Annotated in this window: 25 protein-coding genes; 4 read left to right on the top strand and 21 right to left on the bottom strand. The window is 59.5% G+C overall.

What is annotated here, in order from left to right:
• Positions 1 to 11 precede the first annotated feature (11 nt).
• Positions 12 to 1,184 carry a patatin-like phospholipase family protein gene (locus QRN70_RS06950; protein WP_285416577.1) on the top strand — a complete coding sequence of 391 codons (1,173 nt, stop codon included), beginning with the start codon at positions 12 to 14 and terminating at the stop codon, positions 1,182 to 1,184.
• Between the two features lie 137 nt (positions 1,185 to 1,321).
• Here the strand turns inward: QRN70_RS06950 and QRN70_RS06945 are convergent, their stop codons facing one another.
• The 8 genes from QRN70_RS06945 to puuE form a co-directional block, all read right to left on the bottom strand.
• On the bottom strand, positions 1,322 to 2,107 hold the full coding sequence (locus tag QRN70_RS06945; RefSeq protein ID WP_285416575.1) for an outer membrane protein OmpK: 786 nt from the start codon (positions 2,105 to 2,107) through the stop codon (positions 1,322 to 1,324).
• Positions 2,108 to 2,480: 373 nt separating this feature from the next.
• Positions 2,481 to 3,266, bottom strand: coding sequence for an outer membrane protein OmpK (locus QRN70_RS06940; RefSeq protein ID WP_285416573.1), 786 nt, complete (start codon positions 3,264 to 3,266; stop codon positions 2,481 to 2,483).
• A 157-nt stretch (positions 3,267 to 3,423) separates the two neighbouring features.
• Complete coding sequence (locus QRN70_RS06935; protein WP_285416571.1) at positions 3,424 to 4,782, bottom strand: nucleobase:cation symporter-2 family protein; 1,359 nt, start codon at positions 4,780 to 4,782, stop codon at positions 3,424 to 3,426.
• Positions 4,783 to 4,949: 167 nt separating this feature from the next.
• Entirely contained in the window at positions 4,950 to 6,260 is a 1,311-nt protein-coding gene (locus tag QRN70_RS06930) for a urate hydroxylase PuuD (RefSeq protein ID WP_285416569.1), read from the bottom strand.
• 51 nt (positions 6,261 to 6,311) lie between these two features.
• The gene (locus QRN70_RS06925) at positions 6,312 to 6,815 is read right to left on the bottom strand and encodes an ureidoglycolate lyase (RefSeq protein ID WP_027613342.1); all 504 of its coding nucleotides are present in this window, start codon (positions 6,813 to 6,815) and stop codon (positions 6,312 to 6,314) included.
• 117 nt (positions 6,816 to 6,932) lie between these two features.
• Positions 6,933 to 7,928, bottom strand: coding sequence for an allantoicase (gene alc / locus QRN70_RS06920; protein WP_007960036.1), 996 nt, complete (start codon positions 7,926 to 7,928; stop codon positions 6,933 to 6,935).
• 88 nt (positions 7,929 to 8,016) lie between these two features.
• Complete coding sequence (gene uraD / locus QRN70_RS06915; RefSeq protein WP_285416567.1) at positions 8,017 to 8,532, bottom strand: 2-oxo-4-hydroxy-4-carboxy-5-ureidoimidazoline decarboxylase; 516 nt, start codon at positions 8,530 to 8,532, stop codon at positions 8,017 to 8,019.
• Positions 8,529 to 9,455 (bottom strand): allantoinase PuuE, encoded by a 927-nt coding sequence (gene puuE / locus QRN70_RS06910; protein ID WP_003223169.1) that lies wholly within the window; start codon positions 9,453 to 9,455, stop codon positions 8,529 to 8,531. The genes uraD and puuE overlap by 4 nt, the downstream gene beginning before the upstream one ends.
• A gap of 430 nt (positions 9,456 to 9,885) precedes the next feature.
• On the opposite strand from puuE, the gene uraH reads away from it, so the two are divergent.
• Positions 9,886 to 10,239 carry a hydroxyisourate hydrolase gene (gene uraH, locus QRN70_RS06905; RefSeq protein ID WP_011333195.1) on the top strand — a complete coding sequence of 118 codons (354 nt, stop codon included), beginning with the start codon at positions 9,886 to 9,888 and terminating at the stop codon, positions 10,237 to 10,239.
• Positions 10,240 to 10,342: 103 nt separating this feature from the next.
• Here the strand turns inward: uraH and QRN70_RS06900 are convergent, their stop codons facing one another.
• From QRN70_RS06900 to QRN70_RS06885, 4 genes are all read right to left on the bottom strand, one after another.
• The gene (locus tag QRN70_RS06900; RefSeq protein ID WP_285416564.1) at positions 10,343 to 11,995 is read right to left on the bottom strand and encodes a hypothetical protein; all 1,653 of its coding nucleotides are present in this window, start codon (positions 11,993 to 11,995) and stop codon (positions 10,343 to 10,345) included.
• Positions 11,996 to 12,145: 150 nt separating this feature from the next.
• Positions 12,146 to 12,775 (bottom strand): LysE family translocator, encoded by a 630-nt coding sequence (locus QRN70_RS06895; RefSeq protein ID WP_285416563.1) that lies wholly within the window; start codon positions 12,773 to 12,775, stop codon positions 12,146 to 12,148.
• Between the two features lie 90 nt (positions 12,776 to 12,865).
• Positions 12,866 to 14,215, bottom strand: coding sequence for an NCS2 family permease (locus QRN70_RS06890; RefSeq protein WP_285416562.1), 1,350 nt, complete (start codon positions 14,213 to 14,215; stop codon positions 12,866 to 12,868).
• A 318-nt stretch (positions 14,216 to 14,533) separates the two neighbouring features.
• Complete coding sequence (locus QRN70_RS06885) at positions 14,534 to 14,980, bottom strand: MarR family winged helix-turn-helix transcriptional regulator (protein WP_285416561.1); 447 nt, start codon at positions 14,978 to 14,980, stop codon at positions 14,534 to 14,536.
• Positions 14,981 to 15,061: 81 nt separating this feature from the next.
• On the opposite strand from QRN70_RS06885, the gene QRN70_RS06880 reads away from it, so the two are divergent.
• Entirely contained in the window at positions 15,062 to 16,228 is a 1,167-nt protein-coding gene (locus QRN70_RS06880; RefSeq protein WP_285416560.1) for an aminotransferase-like domain-containing protein, read from the top strand.
• A gap of 166 nt (positions 16,229 to 16,394) precedes the next feature.
• Here the strand turns inward: QRN70_RS06880 and QRN70_RS06875 are convergent, their stop codons facing one another.
• The 8 genes from QRN70_RS06875 to QRN70_RS06840 all read right to left on the bottom strand — a co-directional run bounded on the left by QRN70_RS06875 (position 16,395) and on the right by QRN70_RS06840 (position 20,963).
• Complete coding sequence (locus QRN70_RS06875; RefSeq protein WP_285416559.1) at positions 16,395 to 16,766, bottom strand: glutathione S-transferase N-terminal domain-containing protein; 372 nt, start codon at positions 16,764 to 16,766, stop codon at positions 16,395 to 16,397.
• Between the two features lie 103 nt (positions 16,767 to 16,869).
• A complete protein-coding gene (gene folE, locus QRN70_RS06870; protein WP_218189694.1) occupies positions 16,870 to 17,415 on the bottom strand; it encodes a GTP cyclohydrolase I FolE in 546 nt (181 codons plus the stop codon).
• A gap of 22 nt (positions 17,416 to 17,437) precedes the next feature.
• The gene (locus tag QRN70_RS06865) at positions 17,438 to 18,586 is read right to left on the bottom strand and encodes a tyrosine-type recombinase/integrase (RefSeq protein ID WP_285418038.1); all 1,149 of its coding nucleotides are present in this window, start codon (positions 18,584 to 18,586) and stop codon (positions 17,438 to 17,440) included.
• The gene (locus tag QRN70_RS06860; protein WP_285416558.1) at positions 18,487 to 19,128 is read right to left on the bottom strand and encodes a hypothetical protein; all 642 of its coding nucleotides are present in this window, start codon (positions 19,126 to 19,128) and stop codon (positions 18,487 to 18,489) included. The genes QRN70_RS06865 and QRN70_RS06860 overlap by 100 nt, the downstream gene beginning before the upstream one ends.
• Entirely contained in the window at positions 19,125 to 19,544 is a 420-nt protein-coding gene (locus QRN70_RS06855; RefSeq protein ID WP_285416557.1) for a hypothetical protein, read from the bottom strand. The genes QRN70_RS06860 and QRN70_RS06855 overlap by 4 nt, the downstream gene beginning before the upstream one ends.
• 57 nt (positions 19,545 to 19,601) lie before the next feature.
• Positions 19,602 to 19,919 carry a pyocin activator PrtN family protein gene (locus tag QRN70_RS06850; RefSeq protein ID WP_285416556.1) on the bottom strand — a complete coding sequence of 106 codons (318 nt, stop codon included), beginning with the start codon at positions 19,917 to 19,919 and terminating at the stop codon, positions 19,602 to 19,604.
• Between the two features lie 158 nt (positions 19,920 to 20,077).
• Positions 20,078 to 20,362, bottom strand: a complete 285-nt coding sequence (locus QRN70_RS06845) for a phage antirepressor KilAC domain-containing protein (protein WP_285416554.1) — start codon at positions 20,360 to 20,362, stop codon at positions 20,078 to 20,080.
• Positions 20,363 to 20,372: 10 nt separating this feature from the next.
• The gene (locus tag QRN70_RS06840) at positions 20,373 to 20,963 is read right to left on the bottom strand and encodes a hypothetical protein (protein ID WP_285416553.1); all 591 of its coding nucleotides are present in this window, start codon (positions 20,961 to 20,963) and stop codon (positions 20,373 to 20,375) included.
• Positions 20,964 to 21,276: 313 nt separating this feature from the next.
• On the opposite strand from QRN70_RS06840, the gene QRN70_RS06835 reads away from it, so the two are divergent.
• A complete protein-coding gene (locus tag QRN70_RS06835; RefSeq protein WP_285416552.1) occupies positions 21,277 to 22,206 on the top strand; it encodes a DUF2971 domain-containing protein in 930 nt (309 codons plus the stop codon).
• A 6-nt stretch (positions 22,207 to 22,212) separates the two neighbouring features.
• Here QRN70_RS06835 and QRN70_RS06830 read toward each other — a convergent pair whose 3' ends face one another.
• Positions 22,213 to 22,944: a LexA family protein gene (locus QRN70_RS06830; RefSeq protein ID WP_285416550.1), complete on the bottom strand. Its 732-nt coding sequence runs from the start codon at positions 22,942 to 22,944 to the stop codon at positions 22,213 to 22,215.
• Positions 22,945 to 23,013 lie beyond the last annotated feature (69 nt).

Below are 23,013 nucleotides of genomic sequence, written 5' to 3'. Positions count from 1 at the left end.
GGAGCGTTGCGATGAGCTCAGCTGAACCGGTCACAGGTTTGATTCTTTCCGGCGGCGGGGCCCGGGCGGCGTATCAGGTGGGTGTGCTGGCGGCGATTGCCGAACTGCTGCCACCGGGTGCAGACAATCCGTTTCCGGTGATCGTCGGCACTTCGGCCGGGGCGATCAACGCGGTCAGCCTCGCCAGCGGCGCCACTGACTTTCGCGCCGCCATCGAGCGCCTGACCCTGTTCTGGCAGGGCTTTCGCAGCCATCGGGTGCTGCGCAGCGACTGGCCGGGGGTGATCCACCAGGCCAGTCGCTTCGTCAGCCACAGTCTGCTCGGGCTCGGCCGGCAGTTGCCGGTGGCGCTGCTCAACAGTTCGCCGTTGCGTGAACTGCTCAATGAAAAACTGCACATGCCAGGCATCGCCGAAGCCATCGCGCGCAAGCAGTTGCATGCGGTGGCGGTGACTGCGTTCGGCTACGAGTCGGGCCAGGCGGTGACCTTCTACCAGGGCGGCGGCAGTATCGACGCCTGGCTGCGTCATCGACGCATTGGCGTGCCGACGCAATTGTCGGTGGAGCATTTGCTCGCCAGTTCGGCGATCCCGCTGCTGTTCGCACCGGTGAAGATCGGCCAGGAGTATTTCGGCGATGGCGCGGTGCGCCAGTCGGCGCCGATCAGCCCGGCCCTGCACCTGGGTGCGAGCCGGGTGCTGGTGGTGGGGGTCAGTGGCAACCCGCGCGGGTTCGATCCGCAGGAGCCGCTGCAGCGTGCGTACACCGGCCAGCAGCCGACCCTGGCGCAGATCGGCGGGCACATGCTCAACAGCACCTTCATTGACAGCCTGGAGAGCGACATCGAGCTGCTCGAGCGCCTGAACCAGTTCAGTCACTTGATGCCCGAGGGCACGCCGACCCGGGCTCTGGGGGTGGCGCCGGTCGAGGTGCTGGTGATTTCGCCGAGCCAGCCGATCGATGAAATTGCCGCGCGGCACCGCCAGGAATTGCCGGCAGCCTTGCGCCTGTTTTTGCGCGGGCCGGGGGCGACCAAGACCAGTGGGGCGGGGGTGTTGAGTTACTTGCTGTTCGAGGCGGGGTATTGCAGCGAGCTGGTCGACCTGGGGCGGCGCGATGCGTTGGCCAAGCGTGAGGCGCTATGCCGGTTTCTCGGGATCACCGAGGCCATGATTCCAGCCTGAGATTCGGGGTGCAGCAATCGCTGGCAAGCCAGCTCCCACAGGTTCTTTGGCGTACACAAATGCTGTGAACCACGCATGACCCTGTGGGAGCGAGCCTGCTCGCGAAGGCGTCTTTTCAAACGCCGCTCAGACCAGAATCAGAAGTGGAACTTCACCAGGAAACTGGTCACGTTCTGATTGGTGGTGAACGCACGGGTGTCGTCGATCCCGTACTTGTCTTTCCAGTAGTCGTACTCGACACCGACGTACAGCTGCTTCTCGCCGAAGCTCAGCGCCTTGCCCAGGTCGTACTTGATCTGCGGGTTGAAGTGCAGGTTGGCGTGGTATTCGCCTTTGCTGTTGACGTCGTTGTCGACGACCCAGTCCATGAAGCCGTCGATCAGCACGTTCGAGTTGCCGACCGGGATGGTGTAGGACCAGACCGGGGTGATCTGCCAGACGTTGTCACCGGCGCGCGCACCTTCGGTGTGACGCTGGTAGAAGTTCAGCTGGAAGTAGTCGAAGCCGGGGATCGCCAGGTCGAAGCCCGGGCCGATCAGGTAGGACTCGACATCGCCCTCACCGAATTCGTAGGTCATTGCCAGCAGCACGTCCTTGACCGGGCCGAACTCGATCTTCTGGTCGAGGATCTTGCCCAGCGACAGGCGCGGGCTGAACTCGCCGTAGTAGGTGTTGTTGCCGACACCGCCGTCAGGCTTGCCGTTGTAGAAGATCTTGTCGACGAACAGGAAGTTGTCGCCGTACTTCCAGCCATCGGCGTGCTCGAAGGTGACGGTCTGTTGAATCGCCGGGTTGACCTTGAAGTCTTTACCGTAGAGGTAGGTCAGGCTGTTGTTCTGCCATTGCAGCAGGCCGTCGGCCATGGCCTGGCCCCCGGCCAGCATCGATCCCGCAAGCATCAGGCTGGTGCACATACGTTTCATTCGGTTGCTCCCAAAGTAGGTGTTCCACGTTTATTTTTTTAAGATCGGCGCTCTGGTGTGGCGCCTTTTTTCGTTGTTGCAAAAGTCATCCGATCGGTCAGCTTCTGTGCTGTTAGCAAGAGCCGAGCCAAGGCTTTCGGAAAGCCAAAAAACACCCGTTCGGCTGCTGAAAAACAGTCGATTGCGGGTGTTTTCGGGATGCCTCGGTACTGACCGGGGCCTGGATAAGTTGGCTTTTCGGTCAGGAATTAAATTCGGGCTTTTTTTTAGACCGAATTCAGGAGGCCGCGGAGAATACTGACTCAACGGCCAGCTCTCAAGTGCCCCGCAACAGAGCACCGACGACAGGTATGGGGCACGGTTGCGGGCCATCTCAAAAGTGCACCTTCAGCAGCAGGCTGGCGGTGTTCTGATTGGTGTCGAGAGCGTGGCTGCTTTCGACGCCGTATTTGTTTTTCCAGTAGCTGTATTCGGTGCCGACATACACCTGTTTATCGCCCCAGCCCAGCGCCTTGCCCAGGTCGTATTTGATCTGCGGGTTGATGTGCAGGTTGGCGTGGTAGGTGCCGCGCGCGTTCTCGTCGTTGTCGACCACCCAATCCAGATAGCCGTCGATCAGCAGGTCGGAATTGCCCACGGGAATGCTGTACGACCAGCCCGGGGTGATCTGCCACACGCCGTCGCCGGGGCGCGGGCCCTCGGTCTGGCGGCGGTAGAAGTTCAGGGTGACATAGTTGAAGCCCGGCACCTTGAGGTCGAAGCCGGGGCCGATCAGGTAGGCCTCGCTGTCGCCTTCGCCGTACTCGTAGGTCATGGCCAGCAACACGTCCCTGATCGGGCCGAACTCCAGGCGCTTGTCGAAGATCTTGCCGAACGACAGGCGCGGGCTGAATTCGCCGTAGAACGCGTGCGGGCCTTTGTTGCGGTCTTCCTGGCCGTTGTAAAAGATTTTGTCGACGAACAGGAAGTTGTCGCCGTACTTCCATTTGTCGGCGTGCTCGAATGTCAGCGTCTGCTGGATCGATGGGTTGATCGCGAAATTCTTGCCGTACAGGTAGCTCAGGCTGTTGGTCTGCCACAGCAGTAAATCGCCGGCCATGGCTTGCGAGGCGGCCAGCAGGCCGCCACTCAACAGCAGGTTGGTTTGCGTGCGGATCATCGATTGCTCCCTCTTGTTTTTATTGTTGAGGCAGGGTGTTGCACGTCCCTGTGGGAGCGAGCCTGCTCGCGAAGAGGCGTGTCAGTCGCCATCACTGTTGAATGACACAACGCTTTCGCGAGCAGGCTCGCTGCCACAAGGTTTTGGGGTGACCGGGTTAATGCTGATGCGCGTGGCAGTCGTTGATCGCGGCGCGCTCGGCGCCACCGAGGATGTTGAACAACAGGTTCAGGGTCAGCGCGCTGAGGGTGGCCATGGCGATACCGCTGTGGGTGATCGGGCTCATCCACAGCGGCAGGTGGGCGAAGAACTCCGGGCGAACCACCGGGATCAGGCCCATGCCGATGCTCACCGCCACCAGCAACTGGTTGCGCCGGTCACCGATGTCGGCTTCCTGGAGGATCTTGATCCCGGTCGCGGCGACCATGCCGAACATCGCAATCGCCGCACCGCCGAGTACCGCCGGTGGAATCGACGCCACCAGGAACGCCGCTTTCGGCAGCAGGCTGAGGACGATCAGCAGGCCACCGGCGACGATGGTCACCGAGCGGCAACGCACGCCGGTCATCTGCACCAGGCCGATGTTCTGCGCGAAGGACGAGTGGGTGAAGGTGTTGAAGAAACCGGCCACGAACGAGGCGCCGGCGTCGCACAGCAAGCCGCGCCGCAGCATGCGTGGGCAGACGTCCTGACCGGTGATCTTGCCCAGCGCGAGGAACATCCCGGTGGACTCGACGAAAATGATCACCACCACCAGGCACATCGACAGGATCGGCGCCAGTTCGAATTTCGGCATGCCGAAGTGCAGCGGGGTGACGAACTGAATCCACGGCGCGTTGGCCATGCCGCTGAGGTCGACCATGCCGATGGCGCCGCACAGGACATAGCCCAGGCACATGCCGATCAGCACGGAAATATTCACCCAGAAACCGCGCATGAAGCGGTGGATCAGCAGGATGGTGGCCAGCACCAGGGCGGCAATGGCCAGGTAAATCGGCGAACCGAACTGCGCGGCGGCGGCACCGCCTCCGGCCCAGTTCACGGCCACGGGGAACAGCGACAAACCGATCGAGGTGATGACCGTGCCGGTCACCAGAGGCGGGAAGAAGCGCACGACCTTGGACATGAACGGTGCAATCAGCATGCCGAAGAACCCGGCGGCGATGGTCGCGCCGAAGATTCCCTGCAGACCGATACCCGGCATGCCGGCCATGGCGACCATGCTGCCGACCGCGGCGAAACTGGCGCCCATCATCACCGGCATGCGGATGCCCATCGGGCCGATGCCCAGGGACTGCACGATGGTCGCAATACCGGCAACCAGCAGGTCGGCGTTGATCAGGAAGGCGATTTCTTCACGACTCAGGCCAGCGGCCTGTCCGATGATCAACGGCACCGCGATGGCACCGCCGTACATCAGCAGAACATGTTGCAAACCGACCAGGATCAGTTGCAAGAGGGGCAAACGCTGAATGGCGGGTGCGTCGGGGATGCGCGCTTTGGACAGCTCGGACATGCAACACCTCGGATCTTTTTATTCTTGTGATTGAACAGCTGCCGGGTGGCTCACAGCTGTCCTTTTGCATCAGGTCGACCGCATCGCGGCCATTCGCGGGCAAGCCAGCTCCGACACAGGCAGTGCAAATCCTGTGGGAGCTGGCTGGCCAGCGATGTTTTCAACGATTAGTTGGTCTGGGCTCCCTGCGCGATCCAGGCACCGATCAGGTCACGTTCCTGCTGGGTCATCTGAGTGATGTTGCCCAGTGGCATGATCTGCGTGGTGATGGCTTGCGCCTGGATCCGCGCCGCGTTCTGGCGAATCTGCTCGGGGGTGTCGAACATCACACCGGCCGGTGCAGCGCTGAACAACGGGCTGGTCGGTTTGGCCGAATGGCAGACCGCGCAGCGTTCCTGGATCACGTTGTGCACCTTGTCGAACGCAGGACCGGCGTTGGACGCCTGGGCCGGAGCGGCGGCGGGTGCCGCAGGAGCAGCCGGTTGTGCCGCTTCAGCCGGTTTCGCGCCACCGCCCAGTGCCGTTTCCGGCAGCGGTTGGTACTCGATCTTCGCAGGGGCCTTGGCCACGTCCGGGGCCGTCGTCGGTGCCGGACCGGTGACGTACGCCAGGCTGATCATGCCCACCGCTGCCACAGGCAGGGTCCAGGCAAACTTGTGGCTGTCGTGACGGGTGTTGAAGTAGTGACGCACCAACACCGCCAGCACCGCGATCCCGGCCAGGATCAACCAGTTGTACTGGCTGCCGTAGGTGCTCGGGAAGTGGTTGCTGATCATGATGAACAGCACCGGCAGGGTGAAGTAGTTGTTGTGACGCGAACGCAGCAGGCCTTTGGCTGGCAGCGCCGGGTCCGGCGTGCGGTTCTCGGCGATGGCCGCGACCAGGGCGCGCTGTGCCGGCATGATGATGCGGAACACGTTGCCGACCATGATGGTGCCGATGATCGCGCCGACGTGCAGGTACGCACCACGACCGCTGAACACTTTGCTGAAACCGAACGCCGCGCCGATGATCAGCACGAACAGGATGAAGCCGAGCAGGGCCGGTTTCTTGCCCAGTGGCGAGTCGCAGAGGAAGTCGTAGATGAACCAGCCGGCGATCAGCGAGCCGATACCGATGGCCACGCCTTCAGGGCCGGTCAGGCCGCTGCCGGGTGCCACGAGGTAGAGCACCGGGTTGGAGTAGAACACCACGCACAGCAGCGCGATCCCCGACATCCAGGTGAAGTAGGCTTCCCATTTGAACCAGTGCAGGTTCTCCGGCATCGACGGCGGGGCCAGTTTGTATTTTTCCAGGTGATAGATACCGCCGCCGTGGATCGCCCACAAGTCACCGGCCAGGCCGGTTTTCGGGTTGACGCGGTTGAGGTTGTTCTCCAGCCAGACGAAGTAGAACGACGCGCCGATCCAGGCCACGCCAGTGATCATGTGAACCCAGCGCACGCTCAGGTTCAGCCATTCCAACAGATGTGCTTCCACAGTCTTTACCTCTCGCCCGTCACTCTTGTTGTCGAGTGATCGGACCTTCTCTTATTGGTGGGGGGCGAGGATCAACCGCTCATCCTCTTTGAAGAAATGCTCATCGCAGTTATTGCCTGTGCCACTGCGATCAACCACCAGGAAGTCATCCCGCTTTTCGATCGTCAGCACCGGGTGGTGCCAGACGCCGCGATGGTAATTGATGCCCTGCCTGCCGTTGGTGACGAAGGCGCGGACCAAGCCTGATACAGGTACATCGCCAAGTGGCGCGACCACGATCAGAAAGGGGTTGCCGAGCAGCGGAATGAAAGCCTGGCTGCCCAGCGGATGGCGCTCCAGCATGCTCACGGTCAGCGGCATGTCCTGCGCGTCGGCGCGGAAGATGCTGATGATCGCGTTGTCCTCTGGCGTGGCGGTTTCGACCGTCGCCAGTTTGTGGAAGCGCATGGTCGAACCGTTGTTGATCATGAAGTGATCGCTGCCGTCGGTTTCGATCACGTCACCGAAAGGGGCGAAGGCTTCTTTGGTCAGCGGTTCAATCGTCAGTGTGCGCATGCTGTTCTTCTTATCCGAATTCTGTGTTGTTTGATCTGACGCTTTCGCGAGCAAGCTCGCTCCCACAGGAATTGCGATCAATGTGGGAGCGAGCCTGCTCGCGAATGGTCGCGCCGCTTACTTCGCTACTTTGCCGAGGACACGCAGGCGGCTCACACCACCATCCGGGAACACGTTCAGACGGATGTGGGTGATCGGGCCCAGGGCCTTGATCTGCTCGACGAACGTGTGTTCGGCGTGCATTTCCAGCTTCTGGCTCGGCAGCAGTTCACGCCAGAACAGCGACTGGGTTTCGATCTGGCTGTCGGTACCGCCCTTGACGAACGCGCCTTGGATCGAGCAGGTGTCTGGGTAGTTGCCCTTGAAGTGCAGGGTGTCGACGATGATTTTTTCGATCTCGCCCGGGTGGCCCAGTGCGACGATCACCCAGTCATTGCCCGGGGTACGACGACGCGCGGTTTCCCAGCCGTCGCCCATGTTGATGCCGCGGCCCGGGTTGAGGATGTTGCTCATGCGGCCGAAGTGTTCGTCGGAGCAGGCGAGGGCGCGGCCACCGTTGAGGGCTGCAGCCAGGTCGACCTGCTCGTTGTCGCCCACCGCGGACCAGTCGCGGAACGGGATGCCGTACACGCGCAGACGGGCCACGCCACCATCCGGGTAGATGTTGAAGCGCAGGTGGCTGAACGCCTTGTCGTTGCTGATTTCGTGGTAGTGGTGGCTGTTGCCCTGCAGCTCGACGGCCGACAGCACTTCAGTCCACTGGGTGTTTTCATCAGGCTCGCCCGAGGCCAGGAAGCAGGCTTCCAGCGAGGCCGATGGCGGGAAGTTGCCGGTGAAGAATGAAGTGTCGATGTCCACGCCTTTGATCGAGCCCGGTACGCCCAGGCGGATCACCGCGCTGTCGTAGCCTTCAAAGCGCTTGCGGCGCGACTCCCAGCCGTCCATCCACTTGCCGTTGTCGTCGAACACACCCTCCTTCCACACGGCCGGGGTCGGCTGAAACAGACGATTGGCGTCTGCGAACCAGTCATCGGTGACCGAGATGATTTTGGTGCCCAGACGGGCATCGGCCAGGTTGACGAACTTCTCGAAAGGTACGGCGTAAGCTTTCATTCTTCTTGTCTGCCTTTAATAAGTTGGCTGGGGATGCTTGCAGGGCCCTGGGTGCTCTCCGCGTTTGATGCACTCGGGCCAGGCTTCGCTAGAGAGTCAGTAATCGGAACAGGGCGATCTTGTTGATCTCCGCCAGCGCGCATTTGAACTCGGTGTCGACCGGGTTGTGAATGCGCGTTTCGAACGCCGCGAGGATCTGATGCCGGTTGCTGCCTTTTACCGCCATGATGAAGGGAAACTTGAACTTGGCTTTGTAGGCGTCGTTCAGCTCGGTGAAGCGCTGGAACTCTTCGGCCGTGCATTGGTGAATACCGGCGCCAGCCTGTTCATTGGTGCTGGCTTCGGTCAACTCGCCCTGGACGGCAGCCTTGCCGGCCAGGTCCGGGTGAGCGTTGATCAGGGCCAGCTGACTGGCGTGATCGGCGCTCAACAGGATGTCGCTCATGCGCTGGTGCAGGGTTTCGATCTCGTCGATCGACGCGTCCGTGCCCAGGTCGTAGGCCTTCTCGGCCACCCATGGCGAATGTTCGTAGATGTCGGCGAAGGCTTTGACGAAAGCGTCGCGGCTCAGGCTCGACGGTTGCAGGGTTTGAAAGCGGCTCATTTAGCGGCCCCTTGGTACGGGTGGGTTGCGTGCCAGTGACGCGCGATGTCGACGCGGCGGCTGAACCACACCTGTTCATGACTTTTGGCGTATTCGATGAAGCGCTTGAGCGACGCCAGACGCGCCGGACGGCCGATCAGGCGGCAGTGCAGGCCGATCGAAAGCATCTTCGGCGCTTCGGCGCCCTCGGCGTAGAGCACGTCGAAGGCGTCTTTGAGGTATTCGAAGAAATCGTCGCCCTTGTTGAAACCCTGCACCTGGGTGAAGCGCATGTCGTTGGTGTCGAGGGTGTACGGGATCACCAGGTGCGGCTTGCCGGTCGGGTTGTTCGGTTCCCAGTAGGGCAGGTCGTCGTCGTAGGTGTCGCAATCGTAGAGGAAACCGCCTTCTTCCATCACCAGGCGCCGGGTGTTCGGCCCGGTGCGGCCGGTGTACCAGCCCAACGGGCGCTCGCCGGTGAGTTCGGTGAGGATGCGGATCGCTTCGAGCATGTGCTCGCGTTCCTGCGCTTCATCCATGTACTGGTAGTCGATCCAGCGGTAGCCGTGGCTGCAGATCTCGTGACCGGCCTCGACCATCGCGCGGATCACGTCCGGGTGGCGCTGGGCGGCCATGGCCACGGCGAAGATGGTCAGCGGAATGTCGAATTCCTTGAACAGTTTCAGAATCCGCCAGACGCCGGCGCGGCTGCCATACTCGTAGAGCGATTCCATGCTCATGTTGCGCGCGCCTTGCAGCGGCTGGGCGGCCACCATCTCGGAGAGGAACGCTTCGGATTCTTTGTCGCCGTGCAAAATGTTGCGCTCGCCGCCTTCTTCGTAATTGAGCACGAAGGACAGCGCGATGCGCGCATTGCCCGGCCAGTGTGGGTGAGGAGGGTTACTGCCGTAACCGATCAGGTCGCGTGGGTAGTCAGCGCTCACTGCAGTCTTCCTTCTTATTCGTTGACAGGTGGTGTGGCGGCCTGGCGGTGAGATGGCAGGCTGGCGTCACAGCGATGGGCTGATTGTATACAACTTTATTCGCAATTTGTAAGTCCGATTTTTCGCATTTTTCACCGACTGTCATCTTTTGCTGTTAATGGCGTAAACCTGCAAGAAACCTGCCTGACCAGTCAGCTAATGGATAAAGGGTTCAGCGCGCGCAAGGTTCAGCGGTCGATCCGCGGGAAATCGGCGGATGGCGGGGATGGTGGGAAAAATGTCGTTTTTATTGTGTACAATTTTTTTGAAAAGTGTCTTAATCAGTCGCTCGCCGCAGCTTTTCGTGCTCCGAAACGGTGCGGTCTCCTTTTCAACTGACTTCGGGAGGCGCGAAGTCTGACTGCTTTTTGCGGCCAGGCGCGCAGAATCAATGGGACGTTTGACAACACACGTTTTGGACGCTGCACACGGTTGCCCGGGCAGCTCGATCAAGGTCGAGCTGTACCGCGTTGAAGGTTCGCACCTGGAGTTGGTCGCCAGTGCGCTCACCAACAGCGATGGCCGGGTCGATGCGCCGCTGCTGCAAGGCGATGACTACCGCACCGGGGTCTATCAGGTGCAGTTCCACGCTGGCGACTACTACCGCGCCCGTGGCGTGCAACTGCCTGAACCGGCGTTCCTCGACGTGGTGGTGCTGCGCTTCGGCATCTCTGCCGAACAGGATCACTACCACGTGCCGTTGCTGATCTCGCCTTACAGCTATTCCACCTACCGGGGCAGCTGACCCCCAAGCAGCTGCCCCCACCGGGAAGCGACTGCGCATATAGCTTCTTTGGTCTTTCGCCCGCCCACACTGCGGGCTTTTTTTTGCCTGGCGCCCGCCGCGCTCAGATTCGCGGGTGATTGTCGCGGATGATCACAAACGTCTCCGGTTCATTGGCCAGGGTTTGCGGGCCGCCGCGCAGCCAGACGATCCGGTTCGTCGCATAGGCGCGCTCCACGGCCTGCGCGGCCTGTGCGCCAATCTGATCGACCAGGCTGATCTGGCCGCGCGGATCGTTGCGCGATTCCAGGTGGATGTGCCGTCCCTTGATCCGCCGCAGACTGAGAAAGAACAGGTAGTCATGCCCGGTGCGCTGGAACGCCAGCGCGGCAAAACTGGTGGTCGTGCTCGGCTCGAAAACCGTATAGCCATTGCGTGTCAGCAGCCCGGCGGTAAACCGCTTGAGGTCGTTTGCCGACTGGCTCGGCATGAAATAACGCCACTCCTGTCGAAACAGGCCCGGGTCGAAATCCAGGCGCCGCAAGCCGCCTTCGCTGTCTGCCGGCGGCAGTTCGATTTTCCGGTGGGTCGCGTGCCCGGTCAGGGGAATGGTCTGGAGCATCAGCAGCGGATCGATCAGCTCCGCACGCGGATTGCGCGCGCCTGTCTTCCAGTCGTTGAAGGCCTGGCGCAGCAGGGTCAGGCCGGCGCAATTGGCCAGGCGCGAACCGTTGGCAAGGCGGAACTGGCGTTTGGCGACATTTTGCAGCGACGTGAAGGACAGCTCGGGGAACGACGCGTTGACCGACTGCGTCATCGATTCCGGAAACGGCAGGGTCGGATCGATCTGCCAGTGATTGGCCGGTGGCACCTGGATGGCGCCGCGCGGCTGCTGCGCGTTATCGATACGCAGAATCCGGTTCAGCGTGCCGTAGTCGTAGATCATGTGGCTCGGGTTCTTGATGTAGACAATCGGGTGATCCGCGCTGCCGCGGGGCACGGTCTTGTAGCGAATGCCGGCAATGGCGATGTCTTCGGCCGAGGCGTGCTGGGAGGGGATGCCCCAATCGCTCCACGGCGCATTCGGCGCCGCGCCCCGCGAAGCAGAGGGCGCGCCGCTTTCTGTGTGCGGGCGGCCCGAGCCGGAGGCGCTGGATTGCGTTTCAGCCTCGCCAGGTGCTTCTGCCTCTTGCGTCATGTGTGGCCGTTTGGCAGGGGGTGGCGCCAGGCCGTCGTCCGGCCGGGGCAGGTGCGTGACAATCAATTGCGAGGTTGCGGCGCCGGTGTGTCCGGCAACCACCGGCCGCCATTGCAGCGTGCCTTCGACGCGCTCGAGCAGTGGGCCGGAAGGGCTGGGTTCATTGGGCAGCCTGGCCCGGTAGCGGTTTTGCGCATCCTTGCCGATCTGCACGGTGCCGCCATCGACCAGATCGACATAGGTGTACGCCCCCGCAGTGCGCAACCCGGTCACCAGGTCGGGCAGCGACAGCCGATTGACCAGCCTGGGTGCCAGGAAGTAGCTGCCGATCGGCGGCTCGCTGGAGGTGTGGTGGATGTGCGTGTCGGTGGGCAGGTCGATGATTTCAAGCGTTGGCGGCAGCGAATCCGGGGGTTGAGTGCTCGGGCCGGCAGGCTGGTCGGGAATGTCATCGGCGCCCGGGCGGGAGATGTAGATGCGCTGGCCGGCGGGAATGTCCGGCGTGGTGTCGGGAACGCTCGGCAGGCTGTCGTCGGCACCGGGTTTGGGTTTCGTGCGAATCGGTTTTTTCGGGCTCATGGATCGTTGTGCTCACGAAGTCGAGTGATTGAGCACGTGATGATCGTCAAGCCGGTCGCGAGGGGGGCGGTATATATGTCTACCGTTTGTGGGCAATTGTTTGCGCAGGTTGCCGCCACTTCGTCGGGAAGTGGCGGTGCTGTCGGTGGGTCAATGACTGCTGAGCAGGGAGGCGGCGCCCGCACCGCCGAACAGGCCGGCACTGATGCGGTTGAACCAGCTCTGACCCTTGCCTCTGCGCAGGTAGCGCGCCGCACCATGGGCGCCGAGGCCGTAGGTCAATTTGCACAGCAGGTCGAGCACCGTCCAGGTGGCGATCATCACCAGCAGTTGCGGCAGGAACGGCTGCCCGGCGTTGAGGAACTGCGGCAGGAATGCCGCGAAGAACAGAATGTCTTTCGGATTGCTGGCACCCAGCACGAAGGCGCGGCCGAACAACGCACGGAAGCGCGGAACAGGGGCGGCTTGCGGCACCTCGGCGCCGACCGAGGGCTGGCGTGATTGCTGCCAGCTCTGCCAGGCGAGGTAGAACAGGTACAACGCGCCGATGATCTTCAAGGCGCTGAAGAGTTTTTCCGATGCCAGAAGCAGCGCACCGAGGCCCAGTGCCGAGGCGCTGAGCAGGCAGATCGACGCGCTCACGCCGCCGAGAAACGCCGGATAGGAACGGCGCAGGCCGTAGTTCAGGCTGTTGCTGATCATCAGCAACGACAGTGGCCCCGGAATCAGGATCACCACCAGTGCCGCGCCGCTGAACAGCAGCCAGGTTTCCAGACTCATCACTTTCCTCCTTTTTTTGTTGTACTCGAAAATGTGCAAAAGCCCCACCCGCAAGGGTGAGGCTGTTTTGCCGCTTGAACCGCGTGACGCTTACAGGAAGATGAACTTGGCGATGAAGATCGCGCAGAGCACCCACAGGCTGACGGAAATCTCCTGGTATTTACCCGTGCCGGCTTTCAGCGCGACATAGGTGATGAAACCCAGCGCGATGCCGTCGGCGACCGAGAAGGTCAGCGGCATCATGATCGCGGTGACGATGGCCGGAATGGCATCCGTGGCTTCGTCCCATTCGATATGCGCCATGCCGCCCATCATCAGCATTGCCACATAGATCAGCGCACCGGCGGTGGCATACGCGGGAATCATGCCGGCCAGCGGGGCGAAGAACATCGCCGCTATAAATAGCACACCCACGGTGACTGCGGTAAGACCAGTCCGACCACCAGCGGCTACACCCGCGGCACTTTCCACATAACTGGTCACCGGCGGCACGCCAACCACGGCGCCGAATACGCTGGAGGCGCTGTCGGCCTTCATGGCACGCGAGAGGTTTTCGATGCGGCCGTCGGCGTTCACCAGATTGGCGCGCTGGGCCACGCCCATCAGCGTGCCGGCGGTGTCGAACATGTGCACGAAGAGGAAGGCCAGGACCACACTGATCATGCTGACGTTGAACACGCCTGCGACGTTCATCGCCATGAAGGTCGGCGCCAGGCTTGGCGGGGTCGACATGATTCCTTCGTAGTGCACGATGCCCAGGCCCCAACCGGCCAGGGTCACGGTGATGATGCTGATGAGGATTGCGCCGAAGACTTTGTGGTAGCTGAGGATCGCGATCATCAGGAAGCAGATCGCCGCGAGCAACGGGCCGGGTTCACGCAGGGAGCCGAGCTTGATCAGGGTCGCCGGGCTGTCGACGACGATGCCGGCGGTTTTCAGGCCGATCAGCCCGAGAAACAGGCCGACACCGGCGCCCATGGCGAAGCGCAGGCTGACCGGGATGCTGTTGAGCAGCCATTCGCGGATCCGCGAGAACGTCAGGATCATGAACAGCACGCCGGAAACGAACACCGCACCGAGGGCGGTTTCCCAGTTGTAGCCCATGGTGCCGACCACGGTGTAGGTGAAGAATGCGTTGAGGCCCATGCCCGGCGCCAGGCCCACCGGCCAGTTCGCGTACAGGCCCATCAGCAGGCAGCCCAGCGCGGCGGCGATGCAGGTGGCGACGAAGGCCGCACCGTGATCGATGCCGGCATCGGCCATGATGTTCGGGTTGACGAAGATGATGTAAGCCATGGTGATGAAGGTTGTCAGACCGGCAATCAACTCGGTCTTCACCGTGGTGCCGTGCAAGTTGAGTTTGAAGATGCGCTCCAGCAGGCCATGACGTAACGGCGGCGAGAGTTCCAGCGTCGATGCTTCGGATTTGCGGCTTTCCACAGCGAGTACTCCTCAAGAGTTTTATTGTTATTTCCAGGGCCGGACCCCTTGAGGGGGGTGGCAGCGGCCCTTTGAGGCTTACGCGAATTTGTTGACCGTGTAGTCAGGAACTCGCACGCAGTGGATTATGCTTTTGTATACAAATAAAGCAAATAATGTTTTTGGTTTTGTTTACGAAAGGTCAGGCGATAGGGATATATCGCCCTTGCAGGACTCAGCGCCGGCAGGCCAGCTTCCACAGGGCGCTTGGAATTCTTCACATCCGTGTACGCCGCTGTTCTTTGGGGAGCTGGCTTGCCAGCGATGAGGTCGATCCAGTCAATCAAGCTGTGACTGAGTGCTGCCAAGCGCCAGATTCACCGCCAGCCAACCGTTCACCGCCGTCTCGCCGGCCTCGGCGAACACCCGCTCGAGCAACTTCACCTGTTCATGCCGTAACGCCTGTTCAAACTTCGCACCTTCAACGGTCAATTCCAGCAGACGCTTACGCTTGTCCGCCTCCGACGCCACGCTCTCCACCAGATGCATTTCCTGCAACTGGCGCAACGGCATGTTCAGCGCCTGTTTGCTCACGCCGAGCAATCCCAGCAATTGCTTCACACTCAAATTTGGATAACGCGCGATGAAAAACACAATGCGCTGATGCACCCGCGACAGGCCACGGCGTTCGAGCATTTCATCAGCCTTGGCGGTGAACGCCTGGTAACCGAAGAAAAACGCTTCCATGGCCTGTTGCTGACTGGCCGGGCTTTTAAGGTCAAGCATATTGACGTATCCGTAGTGACTGTCGTAATTTCGGTCAATCAGTTTGACCATTTTCCTCAAGCCTCGCTAGCGGTGATCCCCATGGCTTTTTCTGAACGTGTCTCGCGCCTCAAAAGTTCTCTGATTCGTGAAATCCTCGCCGCCGCCCAGCGTCCGCAAGTGATGTCGTTCGCCGGTGGCCTGCCGGCCGAAGCCATGCTGCCGAAGGTCGATTGGGCCGACATGCCGACGACGCTGGGGCAGTACGGCATGAGTGAAGGCGAGCCGGCGCTGCGTGAAGCGCTCGCCGCCGAGGCGCGAGCCTTGGGCCTGCCGTGCGAAGCGAGCCAGGTGCTGGTGGTCAGTGGGTCGCAGCAGACCCTCGATCTGGCCGCCAAGCTGTACATCGACCAGGGCACGGAAATTCTGCTCGAGGCACCGACGTACCTCGCCGCGTTACAGATTTTCCAGCTGTTCGGCGCGACTTGCCTGACCGTGCCGCAGGAAGCCGACGGGCCGAATCTGGCGCAATTGCGCACGCGGCTGGAGCAGCATCGCCCGGCGTTCATCTACCTGATCCCGACCTTCCAGAACCCATCGGCGGTGCGCTACAGCGAGGCCAAGCGCGCGGCCGTCGCCGCGTTGCTCGACGAGTTTGGTGTGACCCTGATCGAAGATGAACCGTACCGCGAGCTGACGTTCGACGGCGGCAGCGCACAACCGATTGCCGGTCGCCTGAAGCGATCCAGTTGGATCTACACCGGCACCGTGTCGAAAACCTTGCTGCCTGGCCTGCGCGTCGGCTACCTGATCGCCAGCCCGGATCTGTTCCCGCACTTGCTCAAACTCAAGCAATCGGCGGATCTGCACACCAATCGCATCGGCCAGTGGCAGGCGCTGCAGTGGGTCGGCACGGAAAAATATAAGCAGCACCTGAGCGAACTGCGCGGTTTCTACCGTGAGCGGCGCGATGCTTTCCAGTCAGCGCTCGAAACGCACTTTGCCGATCTGGCGGACTGGAACATGCCGCAGGGCGGGCTGTTTTTCTGGCTGACGCTGAAGCAACCGCTGGATACGCGAACCTTGCTCAACACTGCGCTGGCCAACGATGTGGCGTTCATGCCGGGCGAGCCGTTCTTTCCCGAGCCTGATAAAAACCTCGGGCATTTACGCCTGAACTTCAGCCACATCGATCCGGCGCGACTGGATGAGGGGCTCAAGCGTCTGGCGGTGGTGGTGAGGCAGGCGCAACTGGAGAAAGCGGCCTGAAAAACCAATAAACCGGCTCGAGGGCCGGTTTATTTTTGTCTGTGTAATGTGTTGGTCTTGCGGGCCTCATCGCTGGCAAGCCAGCTCCCACCGGGGGTGTGAACACCACAGATCACTGTGGGAGCTGGCTTGCCAGCGATGGGGCCATAGCAACAAAACATCAATATCAGACCGCCGCAAAGCGCTTGTCGAGATAATCGATGATCACCTTGGACTCATACATCCAGGTGGTCTGGCCATTCTCTTCGATGCGCAGGCACGGCACCTTGATCTTGCCGCCCTGGTCGAGCAGCGTCTGGCGGTCCTGTTCGTTGTTCTTGGCGTCCTTGAGCGCCACCGGCACGTTCAGGCGACGCAGGGTGCGGCGGGTTTTCACGCAGAACGGGCACGCGTGGAACTGATACAGGGTCAGGCCTTTCGCGGCGGCGTTGACCTGGGCCTGCATTTCGGCAGGGCGCTGCTTCTTGCCCGGGCGGGTGATGAAGTCGAGGAAAATGATCAGTTGGCCAAGGCCGACACGAAGCGCTTTTACGAACACGTTGAAAGCCTCACGGTGCAAATGGAGAAGGGCGCGCAGCTTACCCGATTTTTCACCGACGAAAAAAAACCGGCGATCAACGCCGGTTTTTTTGTGTGACGAATTACTTGATCAGGCTGAGGAACTCGCTGCGGGTCGCCGCGTTTTCGCGGAATTCGCCGAGCATCACCGAGGTGATCATCGAGGAGTTCTGCTTCTCGACACCGCGCATCATCATGCACATGTGCTTGGCCTCGATCACCACCGCAACGCCGAGGGCGCCGGTGACTTGCTGCACCGCATCGGCGATCTGGCGGCTGAGGTTTTCCTGGATCTGCAGGCGGCGGGCGTACATGTCGACGATCCGCGCGACCTTCGACAGGCCCAGCACCTTGCCGCTCGGGATGTACGCGACGTGGGCCTTGCCGATGAACGGCAGCAGGTGGTGTTCGCACAACGAGTACAGCTCGATGTCCTTGACCAGCACCATTTCGCTGTTGTCGGAGCTGAACAGGGCACCGTTGGTGACCTCTTCGAGCGTCTGTTGATAACCGCGGCAGAGGTACTGCATGGCTTTGGCGGCACGCTTTGGCGTGTCGAGCAGGCCCTCGCGGGAGACGTCCTCGCCCAGTTGGCCGAGAATCGCGGTGTAGTTCTGTTCCAGTGTCACAGGGGCTGATTCCATAAGGGTTTCAGAGGGGTACTGTTTCTGTCTGTACCAATTTTGTACCAATCAGGCTGTTTTCGAGCTTACCGAGTTCACCCCAGTCAGTGCTGGAATTAATCCATCGGGCGTAAGTCGATAGCAACATCTGAACGCTATGACCGAGCTGAGTGGCAATAAACGCAGGGTTCATACCCGCCATGAGGCACATGGTAGCGTATGTGTGTCGGCAGTTGTATTGCCGGCGGGCGCGAATGCCCAATTCGGTCAGTGCAGCCTGGAAGTGTTTGTCGGTCACACTCGATTGTTGAATGAACTCGAAGTTCTTGGTTGGCGGGAATACATAGGGCGACTCGGCGCGTTTGCGACGGCTCTGCAAAGCGCGTTGTTGCGCCTCCAGCGCGGCTTGCTCTAGGGCGTGTAACGCTCGGCTATTGAGCATGACCTGACGCACGTTTCGGGTTTTGGTGCGCTCCTCAATCTTGTAGTCCGCGACGATCCGACACACGTTGACCAGTCGTTTTTCCTCATCGACTTCTTCCCAGCGCAGCGCCGCGATCTCGCTGGGGCGCATGCCGGTGTAGAAGGCGAACTCGAAGTACGCCGCGTAGATCCGCATCGAATGGGTCAGCGTCTTATATAGGTGTTCGATAATCTGGTTGGCCTCACTGACCGTGAAGGGATCGATGGGTTTCCTAGCCTTCACCGGCAGTTCAATGGACTCCACCGGATTACGGTTAATCAGGCCATCTTTTACCGCGGTGCCGAACACCGTCGTCAGGCGCTGAATCGCCGCGCGCTTCACGCCCGGCGTCGGCCATTCGGTATTGGCCACGACCTTGCGCAGCATCACCGACGTGATGCTGTCGATGGGTAGCATCGCCAGATACGGCATCCAGTACAAATTGAGTGAGCCGAGGTAGTTCTTGCGTGTCCCGGCCACAATCTCGCGACTGTTGAGCCACTGTTGGGCGTACTCCCCGAAACGGGGAGTCGCCGCGTAGTTGGCATATGTGGAGTTGGGGAACAGTTCGGCATAGCGCTGATCATCCAGAACGCCGTGCTTGATCAGGCTGGTTACGTTAGCGCGTAGGTCGGCGGCAGCCTTAATCCCCTTTGGCGTTTGGGGATAGGGGAGGGTTTCGCAACGGCGTTGCCCGTTCCAGGTGAAGCGAATGCGGATGGACCGTCCTGCAAATTCAACTCCGGCGGGCAATCCCATTGACTCTCGAGCCATGCTTCGTATCTCCTGAGGCTGTAATAGATGCGGCTATCGATGCTGTTCCAGATCCCTTTGGGAATGACGCCTCTGGCGCGCTTGCCTTGCAATGCCCTGCGCGTGGTACCGATCAGTTCGGCCATCTTGTCTTCTGGAATCTTGTCGAGGTGATAGGTCGGCAGCGATGGTTCTGCCGCCTCATCACACTGCGTATACCCCTCGGAAAGCTGCGCGGGCGAGCGTTTCTCAGCGTTCAGCGTTGCATTGGGAGGCGCTGCCTGGCGCAGCTTTTGGTGGGGGGCAGATGCCTCGGTAGCGGCTTGAGGAAAAGCATTAATGCATGCTGCTGCGCAGCTGAGACTGTCTACTTCGTGGGTGTAGACTCGCGTGTCGTTGCAGAGCAAAGCGGTCGACATTCGTGCTCGTACGCGAGATTGTTCGCCGCTTTGCTCTGAGATCCGATAATGAGTTGGTCCGAAGTAGGAGAGCGTGCCGTTCATGCTGCTTCTCCTTCCGTGGCAATCTGCAGAAGTTCTGCCATGGCCAGCGCCTGGTCGCGCAGGGTTCTAGTTTCGCGTTCGAGTTTTTTGCCCGTGCGGAAGGCGGCGAATGTCTCGGCGGCGATCCGAAGCTTGTCTGCGATGTCGATCAGCGTTTGGCGTTCGGGTTCGCCAAGTGCCAAGGCTTGCTGGAGACGTTTGCTGAATTGCGTCAAGTTAGCGTGGTCAGCCTTGATGAATTCGAGGGACGCTCTCAATTCGCGAATGGTCTTAGCGCTTTCGGCCTGTTGGACTGCGTCGCGCTCCTTCCTGCCGGCAGACATGCCGTCGCTATGTCCCATGAAGTAGCCGGCCCAGACTAATAGCCCGGCCAGGGCGATCAAGGCGATGAGTGCGCAGATCTGTATAGCGGTCATGTGGTGTGCTCCTGGTGACGTGGTTGGCTGGTGGTGGCAGCCGATCGGTTTGGTTTGTTACTCGTGGGTATCTTCTTGCTGTCGCTGCATGTCCTCGTCGGCCTTGTAGGCGCGGATATCGATCAGTGAGGCGACGTGCCGGATGTGGGCGTACTTCGGTGCCTTGCGGCTGGTGTCCAGCGTGGTGATGGGGAGCTGGATGCGACCGCTGCTGATCTCGGCTACGAACGACTGCTCATTGAGATTGCGGAAGTACTGCTCGCGGACTTTTTCCAGCGGGATCAAGACGTCGCCGAATATGCGGTAGAGCAGTTCGACAGTGGCTGACTCCGGGGCCGGGAGCAGGCGAAGCGGGTTTTGTGCTGTGTTGCTCATGGCTCTATTGGGCCTCCTTGCGTTGTTTTCTGCCCGGGTGGTTCCAGGCGTTCAGGCAGTGCCGTTTGGTCAGCTCGCGCAGATGTTCGGGCACTTCAAGGAGCGCGGCGTTGCGCTCCTCTCGTGTCCGCATGGCGATGATCTGGCGGGCGTATTCCCTAGGCCACGTCACGGTTGTCTGCCGGTATGGCAGGTAGGACGATGCCCAGCTGATCAGCCAGCCAGCGGATGCCGGGTTGTTTCACCCTGGTCGACTGGCTGTACTGCATGCCGAGCTGGTCGTGGTACCACTGGCCGTCCTTGATCCGCAGGTAGTCGCGGTCGCGGTTGGGGTAGGCCGGCAGGTTCCGCTCGGTGAGCAGGCCTTTTTCTCGCATGTGAGCGATGAGCTTGGGGCGGGAGAGGCCGAGTTGGATTGCGGCCTGAGCAAGGGTGCGTTCCATGGCGTCCTCCTCAAGCCGCGTGCGCGGCTGGAGTGGCCGCTGCAGCGAGGTGGTTGATGGACTCGATCACTTTGCCGTAGATCTCGATATCAGTCCCGTACGCGGTGAAGCACCTGGTGTGCGGGCTTTTGTTGCCGATGCTCAGGATGGTGGTGACGCCCGGGCGCGAGTGGGTGCGATGCAGCGCTACTTGCAGGGGGTAGTCGAAGCCCATGTCGAGGCTCAGCACGCCGCCGGTGTGTACCAGCTCGAACACGCGTTGTTGGTCCGAAACCTCGAAGCGACCATATTCCCTGGTGGCGTGGGGGCGGTGCACCAGATCGCTGGTGTTGCTTGCGTCGAATGGGCCGTTGGCAATTTCTTCGATGAAGTCGGCCAGCTTGAGGTGCGTTTTCTTGTCGTTTGTCAGGGTCAGCGTGTGGCGTTCGCTGCCCAGCGCGACAACGAAAGTGCTCTCCGTTGTGCCGCGTTCGACCTTTAGACGGAACGCCAGACACTCACGCTTGGGCGCTGTCCTGAGGACGTGGTTGAAGGTCTCGGTCAGGTTCACTTGGGCGTTGAGCAACTGCAGGGTGCGGTTGTCGATTTTGTACTTAATCATGCTGCGTGCCCTCCGCCGTTCGGATCGAATGGGGTAGGAGCGGTACGAGCTTGCTGCTTCGGTTTGCTGGTGACAAACGAGCAGCCGCTCTCGCGGGCCAGACGGCGGATCTCGAAGATTCGGAAGGGGTCAGCAGCAGCCGGATGGACGTGTAGGGTTGCTGTGGTGTGCATGGTGTTGCCTCGCTCTGTGGTGGAAGAGTGAGACAAATATCAACCAGTGGTTGCGATAAGTCAACCTTTGGTTGATTTATGATTTTGCTGCGATTCTGGGGCGCTCATTGTTATGATCACAGTAATGAAACGAGGATCATATGAAGAAAATTTACCACTACACCTCCGCTTCTTCGCTGATCGGAATGTTGACCCATAGCCAATTTTGGGCGACAGATATCGCCTTCCTGAATGATCATAAAGAACATGTTCATGGTTATGCTGCGGCACTAGCATTTATCGACCAAAAAATCGATTCGATGGTTGATCCTTATAAGGAGGTGCTCATTCGTTTTTATGAAACTCTTCGCAAATTTATTGAACCCAACGTGCTGGGTAGAGATACATATGTCGTTTCCTTTGCCAAGGATAGGGATAGTATTTCTCATTGGTTTAGCTATTGCGAAAAGAACCAAGGCTATTGCATTTGTTTTGATGAAGATTCATTTTTTGACCCTTCAGAGAAATTAGAATTTGCGACTAAATACGCCATTAAGTTCGAAAGTGTGTTGTATGAGTCATCGAGCTTTAATGAGCGATTAGAAAAAATTCTGTCTAGAGATGTAATACTTGAGGCAATCAAGAAAGGGATTGCTGCGGAAGATCATGGCAATGCAAAAGAGAAGGATAAATCAAAAAGCACAATTTTATCTCAAGTTATAAGGGACCACCACGAGCATGCCCCTAAGAGGCAACTGGAAAGAATTTTTAATGAAATTGTATTTTCTTGTGGGGCTTACAAGTTTGAAGGATTTAAGCACGAGGTTGAGCGCAGGTTAGTGCTGTCATCCAAGATAAGTCGAGTTGATGAGCGTTATGACTATAAAGAAAGTGACGTTAAGTTCAGAGAACGTAATGGGATAATTTTCCCCTATGTGCCTGTTAATTTTAACAGGAACAGTATCCAAGAGATTATTATCGGTCCATCTGGTGATTTTGAATTACGAAGAGCAGGCTTGCAAAAATTATTAGATAAAATCGGAATAGTCTGTAAAGTTACATCATCATCGACTCCATTAAGGTTTTCCTGATCTCAATTATTCAGGAATGAAAGATCCTACTACTTTTCCGCAAATATGTGTTTCTTCCGATATTTCAATTATAGGATACTGCGGATTGATAGGTTTTAAATATTGGCGTCCCGCATCCTCCACTAACACTTTAAAGGTCGCCTCGTTCGTTCTGGGAACTCTCGCGATTACTCTATCCCCTGTTTTTGTTTCAGCCTCAGGATCAACAAAAATAATGCATCCGGTAGGGTAGCTACGTCCAGGTCCCGGATTCGTCATAGAATCTCCGAGCACTTTCAAAGCATATCCATGGCTGCTAATAGGTACGGGACAAGATAACCACGATTCCGAGTCGTAGTTCTCAAAATTTGTAAAGGCCTCGCACCAAGCACCAGCTTGTACCCACGAGATCAGAGGAACCTTGCCAAAGCGTTGATTGATTTCAGTAACGTTGCTTTGCTCACCAACGGATATTCTTCGGATATTGGTGTCCCTGGTCTGCTCCTTCGGCAATACGCCGTATTCTAGCCATTCCCTTCTTACTTTAAGCCACGAGCAGAGGGCAGACATGCTGTCCGCTTCCGCCATCGCCTCACCGTTCAACCATTTGCTAATCGCTTGAGTAGTCTTGACCACCCCCACGCTTTTCAACTGCCGATGGATATCCACCCCTCGGCCGCGGCTGCGTATGCCGGCATCATCGAGGGCTTCGTGTAGGCGCTTGCTGAAAGCTGCGCGTAAAGAATTTTTATCAACCATGAGTTGAGAGTGTCATAAAGGTTGCGCAATAGTCAGTTGATATGTAATATCAACCTCAAGTTGATAAAT

Source organism: Pseudomonas sp. efr-133-TYG-5 (genome assembly GCF_030209175.1).
Classification (GTDB): domain Bacteria; phylum Pseudomonadota; class Gammaproteobacteria; order Pseudomonadales; family Pseudomonadaceae; genus Aquipseudomonas.
This window is presented reverse-complemented; position numbering and strand designations above follow the sequence as displayed.

Excerpts from the sequence above, each read along its gene's own strand:
- QRN70_RS06950 (WP_285416577.1), top strand. The coding sequence starts at position 12 with ATGAGCTCAGCTGAACCGGTCACAGGTTTGATTCTTTCCGGCGGCGGG.
- QRN70_RS06945 (WP_285416575.1), bottom strand. The coding sequence starts at position 2,107 with ATGAAACGTATGTGCACCAGCCTGATGCTTGCGGGATCGATGCTGGCC.
- QRN70_RS06940 (WP_285416573.1), bottom strand. The coding sequence starts at position 3,266 with ATGATCCGCACGCAAACCAACCTGCTGTTGAGTGGCGGCCTGCTGGCC.
- QRN70_RS06935 (WP_285416571.1), bottom strand. The coding sequence starts at position 4,782 with ATGTCCGAGCTGTCCAAAGCGCGCATCCCCGACGCACCCGCCATTCAG.
- QRN70_RS06925 (WP_027613342.1), bottom strand. The coding sequence starts at position 6,815 with ATGCGCACACTGACGATTGAACCGCTGACCAAAGAAGCCTTCGCCCCT.
- alc (WP_007960036.1), bottom strand. The coding sequence starts at position 7,928 with ATGAAAGCTTACGCCGTACCTTTCGAGAAGTTCGTCAACCTGGCCGAT.
- uraD (WP_285416567.1), bottom strand. The coding sequence starts at position 8,532 with ATGAGCCGCTTTCAAACCCTGCAACCGTCGAGCCTGAGCCGCGACGCT.
- uraH (WP_011333195.1), top strand. The coding sequence starts at position 9,886 with ATGGGACGTTTGACAACACACGTTTTGGACGCTGCACACGGTTGCCCG.
- QRN70_RS06900 (WP_285416564.1), bottom strand. The coding sequence starts at position 11,995 with ATGAGCCCGAAAAAACCGATTCGCACGAAACCCAAACCCGGTGCCGAC.
- QRN70_RS06895 (WP_285416563.1), bottom strand. The coding sequence starts at position 12,775 with ATGAGTCTGGAAACCTGGCTGCTGTTCAGCGGCGCGGCACTGGTGGTG.
- QRN70_RS06885 (WP_285416561.1), bottom strand. The coding sequence starts at position 14,980 with ATGCTTGACCTTAAAAGCCCGGCCAGTCAGCAACAGGCCATGGAAGCG.
- QRN70_RS06880 (WP_285416560.1), top strand. The coding sequence starts at position 15,062 with ATGGCTTTTTCTGAACGTGTCTCGCGCCTCAAAAGTTCTCTGATTCGT.
- QRN70_RS06860 (WP_285416558.1), bottom strand. The coding sequence starts at position 19,128 with ATGAACGGCACGCTCTCCTACTTCGGACCAACTCATTATCGGATCTCA.
- QRN70_RS06855 (WP_285416557.1), bottom strand. The coding sequence starts at position 19,544 with ATGACCGCTATACAGATCTGCGCACTCATCGCCTTGATCGCCCTGGCC.
- QRN70_RS06850 (WP_285416556.1), bottom strand. The coding sequence starts at position 19,919 with ATGAGCAACACAGCACAAAACCCGCTTCGCCTGCTCCCGGCCCCGGAG.
- QRN70_RS06845 (WP_285416554.1), bottom strand. The coding sequence starts at position 20,362 with ATGGAACGCACCCTTGCTCAGGCCGCAATCCAACTCGGCCTCTCCCGC.
- QRN70_RS06840 (WP_285416553.1), bottom strand. The coding sequence starts at position 20,963 with ATGATTAAGTACAAAATCGACAACCGCACCCTGCAGTTGCTCAACGCC.
- QRN70_RS06835 (WP_285416552.1), top strand. The coding sequence starts at position 21,277 with ATGAAGAAAATTTACCACTACACCTCCGCTTCTTCGCTGATCGGAATG.
- QRN70_RS06830 (WP_285416550.1), bottom strand. The coding sequence starts at position 22,944 with ATGGTTGATAAAAATTCTTTACGCGCAGCTTTCAGCAAGCGCCTACAC.